This is a genomic window from Treponema socranskii subsp. buccale, assembly GCF_024181585.1.
GTDB lineage: Bacteria > Spirochaetota > Spirochaetia > Treponematales > Treponemataceae > Treponema_D > Treponema_D buccale.
Genome location: NZ_CP054258.1, coordinates 1,826,732 through 1,839,804, shown reverse-complemented (window position 1 = coordinate 1,839,804; position 13,073 = coordinate 1,826,732). Strand labels below are relative to the sequence as shown.

The following is a 13,073-nucleotide window of genomic DNA, read 5'->3' as shown; positions in this document are numbered from 1 at the left end:
AAGGTTGGGATATGACAATACAAGGTGTAAAAAAGGAATCCGATAAAAAGAAAACCGCGCTTTCGTATTGGTCGAAAGATAAATGCCTGTGCCCCGTGTGCAATAAAGAGTTCGACCGCGAAATTATGCTTTCGGGGCAGGGCAGAATGATAGCCGGAAAACTCACCGATGAACTGCACCGCATCTTCGAGCCGTCGAAGCGATACGGCCGCATCTATCCCCTCATCTACGATATCGGCGCGTGCCCGAACTGTTTTACGGCGATGCTGTGGTCGGATTTTAAAGACATCAAAAACAAAGACGCAGCGGAAAAAATGTATTCCGATTCGGAAAAACGGAGAAAAGCGGTAAACACCGTATTCCCGTATTTCGACCTGCACCGCCGACGCACACTTTTCGACGGCTGTGCGGTATATTATCTTGCGCTGCTCACCTACGAGGATGCGAACGTCGAAATGCTCCCGACGATGAAGCGCGCGATCCTTGCGCTGCGTCTCGCGTGGCTTACCGGAGAATTGAACGAGCGGTGCCCGGGTCACAATTACGATTATATTACGAAAGTGTTTTATCAAAAAGCGACGTTTTTTTATGAACAGGCGGTTGTAAATGAAATGAACCGCGTTGAAAAAAGTTCCATGCTCGTAAACTGCGGCCCCGATATGGATAAAAATTACGGCTGGGACGGAGTCATCTATCTGTGCGGATTGCTCGAATACAAATACGGACAGACGGACGACCAGCAGCTCCGCCTCAAAAAATTGAGCCGGGCGAAAACGGCGATCGCGCGCATTTTCGGTCTCGGAAAATCGTCGAAGGCGAAGCCCGGCCCCCTGCTCGAAAAATCGCGCGACCTCTACGATAAACTTTCGGCCGAAGTACGCGACGACAATATTTAGGGAAGCTCGTGCGTAATATTTTATTGACCCTTTCCTATGACGGTACCGACTTTTGCGGATGGCAGCGGCAGGACGGAAGCGATGAGGGAAAGAGCGTTCGCACGGTGCAGGCCGTCCTCGAAGAAGCGCTTGCAAAACTGCACGGCTCGCATATCACGCTTTACGGCTCGGGGCGCACCGACAGCGGAGTGCACGCGCTTTCTCAAGCGGCGAATTTTTTTTCTCCGATCGATTCGATCCCGATCGAAAAGTATCCTTTAATAATCAACAATATGCTGCCGCTCGACGTGCGCGTTATGAGCGCCGCTTCGGTCGATGAAAAGTTCAACGCGCGCTACAGCGCGACGAGCAGGGTGTACCGTTATTGCATGTTCGCATCGGGCACCCCTCCGGCGCACCTTGCGCGTTACGTGTGGCCGCTTTTCAGAATGCCCGATGTACAAAAGCTCAATACGCTCGCCGCATGCCTTTCGGGTGAACTCGACTGCGCGTCTTTCGCCGCTTCGGGGGATGCAAGCCTTTCGACAAATCGCTATATAGAGCGCGCGCGATTTTTTTCCGAACAGGTCTTTCCGTACGGCACTCTCGTCGTATTCGAAATAGAAGCGAACGCGTTTTTGTGGAAGATGGTGCGCACGATCTGCGGCACGCTTTTGCAGCTCGAAAAAAAAGGGGCACCCGACGATGCGTTAAAAAAAATCATCGAAGAGAAGGATCGGAGAAAAGCCGGCATAACCGCTCCGCCTCAGGGATTGTTTTTACACGAAGTCAAATTCGACGGAAAGAGGCGGCACGCTTAGAGAGACGGGGAAAAGGTACCGGAAATGTATACGCGAAAAAGAAGCGTATAATTAAAGGCGAAACGAGAAGCAGCGGAACTGCCGCTGTTCCTACGCTCGCCGTAAGCACAGTTTTACCGGCTGATATTTTCCAAACTCGACATTTTACCTATAACAGCGAAACGGGATCGACGTCGCATTCGATGTACACCGACTGCGCATGGCTGTAGCCGAAGAGGAGTGTTCTTGCGGCTTTTTGCAGCGGGCGGATATCGCTTCCTCGAAGCAGCAAGTGATAGCGGTAGTTTTGCGATATTTTTAAAATCGGGCATTCTGCGGGACCGAGTATTTCGACGGCGTTTGCGCTCCGCATTTTTTTTATTTCGTCCGAAAGGAGTTTCGCACCCGCCGCTGCGGTTTCTTCGGCGGCATTTTTATCGGCGGATCGGAAGACGAGGCGGATGAGGCGGCTGAACGGAGGAAAACCGAGGAGCTTTCGCTCGCCGAGTTCATACGCGTAAAATTTCTCCGTATCGTGAGTGCACGCGAGCGCGACGGGCTCTTTCGACGGATTGTAGGTTTGCACGAGGACTTTTCCGTCCGGGAAAAAACGCCCCGCGCGGCCCGCAACCTGCGTGATAAGCGAAAAGGTGCGCTCGGAAGCGCGGAAGTCCGGCATGTGGAGCCCCGTATCCGCGAGCACGATGCCGACGAGACGCAGGTTCGGAAAGTTGAGTCCCTTGGCGACCATCTGCGTGCCGAGCATGATGTCGTAATCTCCGCGTCCGAACGCCGCAAGTTTTTCTTCGAGTTCGCCGCGCTTTGTCAAAGCGTCCGTATCGATTCTGACGATCTTCGCATTCGGAAATTTCGCTTTCGTTTCCGCTTCGATGTATTCGGTGCCGAATCCGGAATAGCCGATATTGAGCGAACCGCAGACGGGGCACGATTCGGGCGGTTCGACCGACCATCCGCAGTAATGACAGCGAAGCCGCCGCTCGCTTTTGTGATAGGTCATCGGCACGGAACAGTTTTTACACGTCATCTCGTAACCGCAGTCGCCGCATCGGAAAAAGTGGGTAAAACCTCTCCGATTTAAAAAGAGTATCGTCTGCTTTTTGAGATTGAGCGTCGTCCTGATTTCGTTCGCGAGTGAACGAGAAAGGCAGCCGTCGGTCTTTTCCTTCGTCAAATCGATGCGCACGATTTCAGGCATCGTTCCCCCTGCAAGGCGCTTTGTGAGCGTGTGGCGGACGAGGCTTCCTTCGTTCATGAGGTACCACGATTCGACCGACGGCGTCGCGCTTCCCATGACGAGCGGAATTGCACTGCGCGATGCGCGGTACATCGCAACTTGGCGCGCGTGATAGCGGGGCGTCGTTCCGCTTTTATAAGAAGCGTCGTGCTCTTCGTCGATGATGATGAGTCCCAAATCCGGTACCGGAGCGAACACCGCGCTCCGCGCTCCGATGACGACGCGCGCTTCTTTTCGGAGGATGCGTTTCCACTCGGAAAACTTTCGGCTTTGCGTGAGACCGGAATGGAGGACTGCGGCGGTGTTTCCGAAACGGGCGCGCACTGCGCGTATCACTTGCGGCGTAAGCCCGATTTCGGGGACGAGGTAGATGACGCCTTTGTTTTGAGCGAGTACGGCTTCTGCGACGCGCAAAAATACTTCCGTTTTGCCGCTTCCCGTCGGCCCGTATACATAGTGGAATCGTGTGTTTTTTGTCTTTGCGGACAGGATATCCGATACCGCTTGTCTCTGTTCGTCCGAAAGATCGTGCACTTCGCTTGAGGGAATGTCGTCGGCAAACGAAAATCCTCCCGAACCCGTTTCGCGTCTTCCCGACGGAATCATCGCCGAAACGATTTCGCCGAGCGGGCAGAGATAGTAATCGGCCATCCATTTTGCGAGAGAAAAAAGTTCGCTCGTCAAAAGCGGCTCTTCGTCTACGATGCGCCGTACGGCACGGATTTTTTCTTTCGGCACGTCATCGGGCGCCGTATCGCCGATGTCCGTGATAAAGCCCGTAAGCTTTCTGTTTCCGAAGGGCACTTCGACCCGCATTCCGATTTCGGCTTTTTCTTTTTTGTCGGGTGTATACGAATACGTAAACGATCGGTTTACCGGCACGTTTAAAACGATGTCGAGATATATCATTTTTTAATAAAATCTTTTGCGTAGTCCGGAACGAGGCGCAAAAGCTCCGCGCGGAAAAGTTTTAAATCCTCCCACGCCGGCCGCTTGAGCGACACATCCCGAAGCAGGGCGCTCGGGTGATAAGTGACGAGGAGCGGTATGCCGTTGTAATCGCGGAAAGCGCCGCGAAGACGAGAGAGCGCTTCAGTCGTTTTTAATAAATTTTGAGCGGCCGTTCTGCCCGCTGCGAGGATGAGCTTCGGTTTCAGTATGTGAATCTGCGCTTCGAGAAAGGAAATGCATGCATCCGCTTCTTCGGGAAGCGGCGTCCTGTTGTTCGGCGGACGGCATTTTACGATATTTGCGATGTAGCAGTTCGTATCGCGGGAGAGGGAAATCGCTTCGAGCATTTTGTCGAGGAGCTTTCCCGCAGGCCCGACAAAGGGAAGCCCCTGAGCGTCTTCTTCCGCTCCCGGTCCTTCGCCGACGACGAGAACGGCAGGATGGGGAACGCCCATGCCCGGTACGGTGTGCGTTCTCTTTTTTGAAAGCGCACAGCGCGAACACGAGGCGACTTTTTGTGCGACTTCTTCGAGCGTGATGCCGCTCCGCCCCGATTCGGCGCTCGCATGATCGGCTTGCCCCGCGTCTGTAAACTCGCCGGCGCGTCCGAAGGATGCGGAAGTCTGCGTCGACGGAGCGGCTGCCGATTTGTTTGCAAAATCGCCTGCGCGTCCGAAGGATGCGGAAACGTACGCTGCCCGATCGGAGGCTTCTGCGCTTGCCGCAGATTCGGCGTCGTCGGAAAAAGCGGGTGTTTCCGCAAAAGCGCGCGGTAGGTAAGCGCACAGCGACGACGATGCCGTTTTGAGGAGATCCCATACTGCTTGTTTTTCCGCGGCGAGCATAAGGCAAGCATAACACATTGCTTGTGTTTTACGCAAGAATAGAGTATAGTAAAAAACGAGTGTATGAAAAAATTATTCGCGTTGTTTTTTTTAGCGGCGCTGCTTTTTTCGGCTGCCTCGGCGCAGGCAGGTGTTGATCCGACGGATGACTTTTACGAAGCCGCACTGCGCTGGTATATTGCCGGTGTCATTTCCGAACTGCCGCAGCTCAAGCCCTATCCTCACGATACCGTCCGCCGTCTTCTTTTTACGGTTATGGAAAAAGGAAATCGCGAACAGGAGGCTGAAGCGCGTGAATATTACGAGTTGCTGTTCGCAAAAGTGTGGCACATATCGGCGGAAATGGAAAGTGCGGGTATCGTAAGACAGAACGGAACGACGAAAGAAAACGGAGCCGACGGTTCTCTTTCACTTTCCCTCGAGGGGGGAGCCGATGTTCTTTTCGAAAAAGGTATCGGTGCCGGCGTACGCGCATGCCTTTCATCGGGGCTTTCCAGCGATGAAAATAACACGGTGCGCGAACTGTGGAGTATACCTTCATACGACAATAGTATCGATCCGGTGAGTCAGGGACGGACCCGAATCGATTTCAGCGCCGATGCCGTCGTTTCATACGCGAACGAAAAAATCGGCGTGAGCGCGGGCTATAACCGCACCGGCTATACGAATTATATCGACGGCGGTAATGTTTTAAGTCCGTATGCATATCATGCGCCCGAATTTTCATTTTCCTATGACGGGGAACGCTTCGATTTCGTACAATATTTTGCCGCGCTTCGCGCATCGGATATGCTCGGAAAAAACGGCCCCTACGGCAAATTCATTTCGTTTCATGCGCTGCGTTTTTCGCCGAATCGGAAAATACACCTGTCGTATTATGATTCGGTCGTATACGGAAAGCGATTCGATCCGTCGTATTTGATTCCCGTTCCCTCAGCGCTCATCGCATCGGCAAACGGATACGGCGACAACGTGATCGCGGGTTTTCTGTTCGAATATAATTTTTTCCCGGACGTTTCATGGCTTACCGATGTGAGTATAGACCGCCTCGATGTAGCGCAGCTTGCGCGCTTTCATCTCAATTCCGATAACCGCCTTGCATTGAAAACGGGGCTTTCCTATGCGCCGAAGGCTTCTCCGTGCAAACTGCTCACTTTCAGTTATACGATCATCTCTCCGTATATGTATACTTCCGAAGACACGAACGGCGAATCGTACAATTATCATTCGTATACGAATTGGGGACGGAGCATCGGGCAGAACCTTCCGCCGAATTCCGACAGGCTTTCTTTGAAAATCAAACTCGAACCGATAAAACGTTTTTCGGTATCGACGTTCGCTTCCATTACCCGTCATGCGAACGTGTATCAGTCGTATTCCGGCGATGAACTGCGGGAGATGCTTTCCAAAGGTGGACGCGCGACGGACGGCGGCATCAATTCACAGCGCTACAGTTCGACGCCGTTTTTATCTCAGGAACATATTATGTATGCCGCGCGCGGAGGGGCGGAAGTTTCATATCGTTTTCCTCGTGTCAAAGCGGGACTCTTCGAGCTGAACGGCATCTTCGCATACACGTATATCGGAAACGCGGGCATGGACACTCCGATGTATCCCGGCGCGACTGAAAGCACCACAGATGAGCAATTCCGCGTTATGCGTACCGCTTGGAAAAATCAGCTGCACGAAGAATACGATATATTTTTGTCGCTCGGCATAAAGTGGACATACTGACGGAGATACGATGAAACGGAAATTTCTTTTTTTATACCTCAACACCGGTGCGGGTCACATTTCCGCAGCGAAGGTGCTCGCCGCGGCTTTAAAAGAAAAAGATCCCGACGTCGAAATCGAAATGCTCAACGGTTTCGATAAGTATAATTTCTTCGGACACTTGATGTTCGAAAAGGGATATAATTACGCGACGAATTACGTTCACGGCGCTTTTCCGCTCATCTACGATATGGCGCAGCACCGCTGGGGTCAGACGATGTTCGTGCTGCCGCTGCGCTTTCACACGACGCGCTATCTCCGCCGCGTCATCCGCGAAAAGCAGCCGACCGATATCGTATCGTTTCACTTTGCCCTCACGCCCTTTGTTAAATCGGCGCTCCGGCAAATTTCCGAAAAGATCAATTTTACGGTCATGGTTACCGATCCGTTTACGCTGCCGAACGCGTGGTTTTACGAAAACGATCAAAAATTTTTTGTCTTTTCGGAACAGGCAAAGCGGCAGGCCGTCGAAGTCTGCGGTGTGCCCGAACAAAACGTCACCGTTGTTCCGTTTTTGATGAACGAAAAGTATCTTATGCCGCTGCCGTCGAAAGACGAAATTGCAGCGATGAAAGCGAAGCACGGTTTTACTGACGACAAAAAAATCGTACTGCTCGTCGGGGGCGGAGAAGGGCTTCCCGGCGCGGTCGAAATCATTAAAGAGTGCGTGCTGCACCGTGCGCAGTTTTCGGTCGCAATCGTATGCGGGCGCGACAGAGCGTTTAAAGATGCGCTCGAACTTTTGAGACGTACGTACCCAAAGCTCGATCTGCACGTGTTCGGCTTTATCGATTACCTCGACGAACTGATTAAAATATGCGACTGCGCCGTCATCAAAGCGGGGCCTGCGACGCTTATGGAAGTGATTTCGTGCCGGAAGCCCGTCATCATCATCAAATACATTCACAACCAGGAGCTCGGTAATATGCGCTTTGCAGTCGATCATAAAGTCGGCTGGTATATCACAAAGCCGCGCGACGTGTACCGAAAAATCAACGAATTGCTTGTCGATAAAAATTTCGACGAAGAGATGAAAAAGAATTTCGACAGCGTGCACCTCGACACCGATGCCGGAAAAGTCGCTTCTCTTTTGCTCGAAAAATAGCAATGCGCGTTCAAACCGAAAAGCGTTTTATCTCCCGTTTTTCGAATGCTTCTTGTATCAATGCATCGGCGTCGAGGGATGCATAGATCGCTTCGGCTTCTTCGGTTGATGCGCGGAGCACCGGATGCTTGGGCGAAAAGAGCACGCAGCAGTCTTCATAGGGCAGGATCGACGTTTCGTATGTGCCGATTTCCCTTGCCGTGTCGATGATCTCTTCTTTGTCGAGTCCGACGAGGGGACGCAAAAGCGGGCGGGACGCGAAGTGTTCGGTAACGTTCAAATTGGCGATCGTCTGGCTTGCAACCTGTCCGAGACTTTCGCCGGTGACGATGCAGTCCGCGTGCGTCCGCTCTGCGATGAGGTTTGCCGTTTTCATCATGCACACGCGGAGCATGAGCGTCGTCCACGCTTGGGGTGCTTTTTCTTTGATGCGCATCTGTACGTCGGTAAAGGGAACGATATTCAAATACGTATCGAGTCCGTAATTTGCAAGGGATGCGGCGAGACTTTCAACTTTTTTTTGCGCTTCTTCCGACGTGTACGGATACGAGTGAAAATACGCGCAGTCGATTTTCATGCCGCGCCGCATCATGCGGTAGCCCGCTACGGGCGAATCGATGCCGCCTGAAAGGAGGAGGAGACCTTTGCCGCTCGATCCGACGGGAAGGCCGCGCCGTCCTTTTTCCGCATCGGAAAAGACAAAGCAGCGGTCGCGTACTTCGACATAGATGCGTACGTCGGGGGAGTGTACGTCGACTGCGAGCACGCTTTCGCGAGATGCGCGGTCGGCCGCTTTGCAGCAGATTTCATAGGAAGTGAGCGGAAAGTCTTTGTCCTGCCGCCTCGCTTCGATTTTAAACGATTTTGCGCCTTTTTCCTTTGCGCGCACGGCTTCTTCGTAGACTGCACGGCTTATCGCATCGATGTCTTTTTCGACGACCGTCGCTTTCGCCCAACCCGTAATGCCGATGAGGTGCTCGAGCGCGAATCGGGATGCTTCTTCGTCGTCGCAGTCGATATAGAGCCTTCCCGCATTTCCGCTCACTTTCGCGCTTGCGTTTTTGAGCAGCCGCCGCGCGTTTGCCGCAAGGCGGTTTTTAAATTCGTCGATATTCGAACCTTTGAGAGAAAGCTCTCCGACCTTTGCAAGATACGTCATACGCGCCAGTATAAATAATCGTACCGGCTCGTGCAAGGGCGAGCGATGTCGTGTGTAGTATTCGTTTACGATACACGATGATATTAATTTCTTGCCATATCGACGACAACCCGCACGAGCAGCACGATGAGTAAAAGGGCGGCAAGGCACAGCGCTCCGAAGAGGATTTTATAATTCGCCGGAACGGTTTTAAATTGCAGCACTTCTTTTTGGAGCGTATTCCGCGTCGCATCTACGGCGTTTTTATCCGCATCGTTTTGCGCCGCGCTTTTGCCTGCGCTCTCTTTTTTATTTTGCGCCGCCTCTTTTTCGGTCTCGCTGTTTTTTTGCGCGGTGCTGTTTTTCGAATCGATTTTTACGCTTTGCTTTTCGCCGTCTTTTGCCGCCGCCTGTGTATCCTTCATTTTTTCAAAAGGGATGACGATGCGCGCGTGCCCCGCCCAGTTTTTGTACGAATCGGCAAGGCCTATGACCGCCGTTTCATCTGAAAAAGATTCGAGTATGCGTGCGTTGAAGTGCTTTGTAAAATAATTTCGATCGTCGTAATGATTCGTGTTCCACCAGCACACTTTTTGCGCTACGGCATCCGCTTCGTTTAGGGGTAAGCCGTACGCCGCTTCGATATAGCCCGACACGATAAAGGTAAGCGCTTTTATTGTGCCGACTTTTGCGTTCGGCGCGATATAGATGATGTCGGCTCCCGGAAGCGAGTCGGACGAAGGTACGCGGTGCGCACGGTATTTTTTTGAAGGGGCGCCCGATGCGTAAAGTTCGTCGCTCTTATGCTGCGCGTCCTGCCGTTTGATACTCCCGCCGAGCCTGCGGCCCATATCGCGTATCTGTTTTGCGGTGTTGAATTCGTTTTTCGGCACGGGGGATGTATCTTCAATATAATCCGGACGCGTTGCCGTATCGAGGAGCGCCGTATCGATTTGTACGGCAAAAAGAGAGCCTGCGGAAATCAGCACCGAAACGATGACGGATAATTTTTTTAGCATAACGCACTCCCGTAGAAAGTCGACGAACAAGTCGACTTTGCCTGTGAATTTGCGATTCGTACTCATACAGTATACAAATCATTGTAAAAAAAAACAATGTATTGTATACTTTTAAAGCTATGGATATACACGGTACGATCACCGGAGACAATCACGCCGCTCTGTGGCACGGCCGTTTTTCCGAAGGGCCGGACGCAGCGGCAGTCGCGTTTGAAACTTCAATTCACGTCGATGAGCGCATGGCTCGCGATGATATTTTCGGAAGTAAAGCGCACGCGGAAATGCTTGCGCGGACGGGCATCATTTCGCGAAAAGAAGCCGATGCGATTATCGGAGCGCTCGACTCGATCGATGCCGATATGGCGTCGGGTAAGCTTTCCGTGGACGCTTCCGCCGAAGACATTCATTCGTTTATAGAAGCCGCGCTCACCGACAGGATTGGAGAAGCGGGCAAAAAAGTGCATACGGGCAGAAGCCGAAACGACCAGATCGCGCTCGACGAAAGGCTCTATCTCAGGCGGACGATTCCCGAACTGCAAAACGGCATCGCACATCTCATCGAAACGCTTGCCCTCCTCGCCGAGCGCCACACGCAATCGATTATGCCGGGCTTTACGCATATGCAGCACGCTCAGCCGGTGACGCTCGCTCATCATCTGTGCGCGTGGGCGTGGAGCTTTACGCGCGATTGGGAACGGCTTTCCGATGCGCTTAAACGTATTTCGCGCTCACCGATAGGAGCCGGAGCCCTCGCCGGAACGACCCTTCCGCTCGACAGAAAACTCGAAGCGGAACTGCTCGGTTTTGACGGCGTGACGCCCAATTCGCTCGACACCGTTTCCGACCGCGACTACTGCATCGAATTCGCATCGTGCTTTGCGCTTTTGCACATGCACCTTTCGCGAGCGGCCGAAGAGGTCGTGCTGTGGTCTACGTCGGAATTTTCGTTTATCGAGTTGAGCGAAACGTGGTCGACCGGCAGTTCGATCATGCCGCAGAAAAAAAATCCCGACTTCGCCGAACTCATCCGCGGGCGGACGGGCAGGGTATACGGCGATCTCGTAGCTCTTTTGACGATGATGAAAGCGCTGCCGCTTGCGTATAACCGCGATATGCAGGAAGATAAAGAAAGCCTTTTCGATGCGTTCGATACGGTGAGCGCCTGCGTGTCGGTTTTTACGGATATGATCGCCTCCGCATCGTGGAATACTCAGCGCATGGAAAGCTCCTGCGAAGACGGTTATCTCAATGCGACCGATGTCGCCGACTACCTCGTGCGCAAAGGCATTCCGTTCCGCACGGCGCACGGTATTGCGGCAAAAGCGGTGCGCATCGCAATCGAAAAAAAATGCAGGCTCGAAGAACTTCCGATCGAAGATTTTAAAGCCTGTTCGGATCGCATCGAAGACGATATTTATTCGCTCATCGATTCGAAATCCTGCGTCACCTCGCGAAAAACCGAGGGAGGGCCTGCCGCCGAGCGGGTCGCGGAGCAGATACGGGCACTGAAGGATTTCACAAAAGAACGACTTTGACGCATATCGTTGAGTCGGCGGGGCAGCGTACGGAGAGCGGATATAAAATCGCGTGCCTTTTTTACGCAGCGTTGATTGAGAGGTATATTATTAATTGTTAATTTATTTGCGGAAGTTGCAGTAAAAGGCGATACATGAAATATCGTCGCGGTGCAAGCTCCTGCAAAAGGTTTATGGGAGATGATACATGAAAAAAACGGTAAAAGTATTTTCGGCTTTATTTTTTACGCTCGTTATCGCTTTCGGAAGCGTAAGCTGCAAAAAACGGGATGCGGCTTCCGCTCGTGATACGTCGCTTGACGATCTCGTCTCGCGCGGCGTATTTGTGCTCGGACTCGACGATTCGTTTCCGCCGCTCGGCTTTCGCAATGCGGACGGAGAAATCGTCGGCTACGATATCGATTTGGCAAAAGAAGTTGCGAAGCGGCTCGGCGTCGAATTTAAAGCGCAGCCTATCGATTGGGATGCGAAAGAGATGGAGCTGAACACGGGTAAAATCGACTGCATTTGGAACGGCTTTACGATGACGAAAGAGCGTGAAGAAGCGCTTACGTTTACAAAGCCGTATTTGAAAAACGCGCAAGTGCTCGTCGTGCGAAACGACAGCGGCATTTCATCGCTGAAGGATATGGCGGGGAAAACGATCGCGCTGCAAAGCGGCTCAAGCGCGCAGGAAGCCGTCGACGGAAACAAGGAATTTTCGCGCACACTCAAAGAACAGGTACTCTTAAAAGACAATGTTACCGCGCTTAACGATCTTGAGATCCGCGGCGTCGACGGAGTCGTCATGGACAGCGTCGTCGCAAATTACAGCATAACAGCGACGGGAAAGCCTTTTACCGTCATCGATGAAGCGCTCTCTTACGAAAATTACGGTATCGCGTTCCGCAAGGGAAACGCTGCGCTGCGCGATAAAGTGCAGAGTATTTTGGAAGATATGCAGAGAGACGGAACGGTTACCGCCGTTTCGGAAAAGTGGTTCGGGCGCGATATTTCGGTGATCGGAAAATAAATGGAGAAGATGCTGCAGGCGATGCTGCGCGGAAGCGTAACGTCGCTCGAAGTGTTTTTTTTGACGCTGCTCTTTGCGCTTCCGCTCGCGCTTCCGTTTTGTGCGGGGCGTATGGCGAAAAATAAAATACTTTCAAACATACTAAAAGCGTTTTTGCTCGTCATACGCGGCACTCCTCTCATGTTGCAGCTGCTCGTCGTGTACTTCGGTCCGAGTCTTTTGTGTCTTTGGTTCAACAACAATTTCGGTACCGATTTTCGAGTTGCGTGGCCGCGCTTTTTCGCAGCGATAGTCGCGCTCATCGTCAACTATGCGGCGTACTTTGCTGAGATATACCGCGGCGGCATCGAGTCGATTCCCCAAGGGCAATACGAAGCGGCGAAAGTGCTCGGCTATACGAAACGGCAAACTTTTTTCTATATCATCTTGCCGCAAGTCGTCAAACGAATTATGCCCGCTATGGGCAACGAAACGATAACCCTTGTCAAGGATACCGCTCTCGTGCAAGTTATCGGTGTGTCCGAACTTTTGCGCGTCGCACAGGAAACGCAGAGCCGCCTCTTTTCGTTTATGCCGCTCTTCGTCGCGGGCGTCTTTTACCTTGCGATGAATTGGGGCGTTGAGATCGCATTTGCCGGAATCGAAGCGAAACTCGCTTATTATCGTTAGCAGGGGCTGTCAAAAAAAGTCGATGCGGCGTTTGCCGCACATTTTTTGTATTTGACAATTTTTTGTTTGACTATTACTATGGAAGTGAAATCCTGC

Annotated in this window: 11 protein-coding genes; 7 read left to right on the top strand and 4 right to left on the bottom strand. The window is 52.3% G+C overall.

The genetic code is table 11. From position 1 onward, the window contains the following. The first annotated feature begins 11 nt into the window (after positions 1–11). Together HRI97_RS08365 and truA are read left to right on the top strand one after the other, a co-directional pair. On the top strand, positions 12–896 hold the full coding sequence (locus HRI97_RS08365; protein ID WP_253725024.1) for a DUF2225 domain-containing protein: 885 nt from the start codon (positions 12–14) through the stop codon (positions 894–896). An 8-nt stretch (positions 897–904) separates the two neighbouring features. Then, positions 905–1,696, top strand: coding sequence for a tRNA pseudouridine(38-40) synthase TruA (truA, locus tag HRI97_RS08360; RefSeq protein ID WP_253725023.1), 792 nt, complete (start codon positions 905–907; stop codon positions 1,694–1,696). A 148-nt stretch (positions 1,697–1,844) separates the two neighbouring features. Here the strand turns inward: truA and priA are convergent, their stop codons facing one another. Beyond that, on the bottom strand, positions 1,845–3,839 hold the full coding sequence (priA, locus tag HRI97_RS08355; protein WP_253725022.1) for a replication restart helicase PriA: 1,995 nt from the start codon (positions 3,837–3,839) through the stop codon (positions 1,845–1,847). Then, a complete protein-coding gene (locus tag HRI97_RS08350) occupies positions 3,836–4,726 on the bottom strand; it encodes a uracil-DNA glycosylase (RefSeq protein ID WP_253725021.1) in 891 nt (296 codons plus the stop codon). The genes priA and HRI97_RS08350 overlap by 4 nt, the downstream gene beginning before the upstream one ends. Before the next feature lie 63 nt (positions 4,727–4,789). Here HRI97_RS08350 and HRI97_RS08345 point away from each other — a divergent pair, with 63 nt between their 5' ends. Further along, positions 4,790–6,460 (top strand): hypothetical protein, encoded by a 1,671-nt coding sequence (locus HRI97_RS08345; RefSeq protein WP_253725020.1) that lies wholly within the window; start codon positions 4,790–4,792, stop codon positions 6,458–6,460. 10 nt (positions 6,461–6,470) lie between these two features. Continuing rightward, a complete protein-coding gene (locus HRI97_RS08340; RefSeq protein WP_180486621.1) occupies positions 6,471–7,604 on the top strand; it encodes an MGDG synthase family glycosyltransferase in 1,134 nt (377 codons plus the stop codon). Positions 7,605–7,614: 10 nt separating this feature from the next. Here HRI97_RS08340 and thiI read toward each other — a convergent pair whose 3' ends face one another. Both thiI and HRI97_RS08330 read right to left on the bottom strand, forming a co-directional pair. After that, positions 7,615–8,763 carry a tRNA uracil 4-sulfurtransferase ThiI gene (thiI, locus tag HRI97_RS08335; RefSeq protein ID WP_253725019.1) on the bottom strand — a complete coding sequence of 383 codons (1,149 nt, stop codon included), beginning with the start codon at positions 8,761–8,763 and terminating at the stop codon, positions 7,615–7,617. Between the two features lie 83 nt (positions 8,764–8,846). Beyond that, on the bottom strand, positions 8,847–9,761 hold the full coding sequence (locus HRI97_RS08330) for a P83/100 family protein (RefSeq protein WP_253725018.1): 915 nt from the start codon (positions 9,759–9,761) through the stop codon (positions 8,847–8,849). A 119-nt stretch (positions 9,762–9,880) separates the two neighbouring features. On the opposite strand from HRI97_RS08330, the gene argH reads away from it, so the two are divergent. The 3 genes from argH to HRI97_RS08315 all read left to right on the top strand — a co-directional run bounded on the left by argH (position 9,881) and on the right by HRI97_RS08315 (position 12,977). Next, positions 9,881–11,296 (top strand): argininosuccinate lyase, encoded by a 1,416-nt coding sequence (argH, locus tag HRI97_RS08325; RefSeq protein ID WP_253725017.1) that lies wholly within the window; start codon positions 9,881–9,883, stop codon positions 11,294–11,296. A 187-nt stretch (positions 11,297–11,483) separates the two neighbouring features. Further along, entirely contained in the window at positions 11,484–12,308 is an 825-nt protein-coding gene (locus HRI97_RS08320) for an amino acid ABC transporter substrate-binding protein (protein WP_180486619.1), read from the top strand. After that, a complete protein-coding gene (locus HRI97_RS08315; protein ID WP_253725016.1) occupies positions 12,309–12,977 on the top strand; it encodes an amino acid ABC transporter permease in 669 nt (222 codons plus the stop codon). The last annotated feature ends 96 nt before the right edge of the window (positions 12,978–13,073 follow it).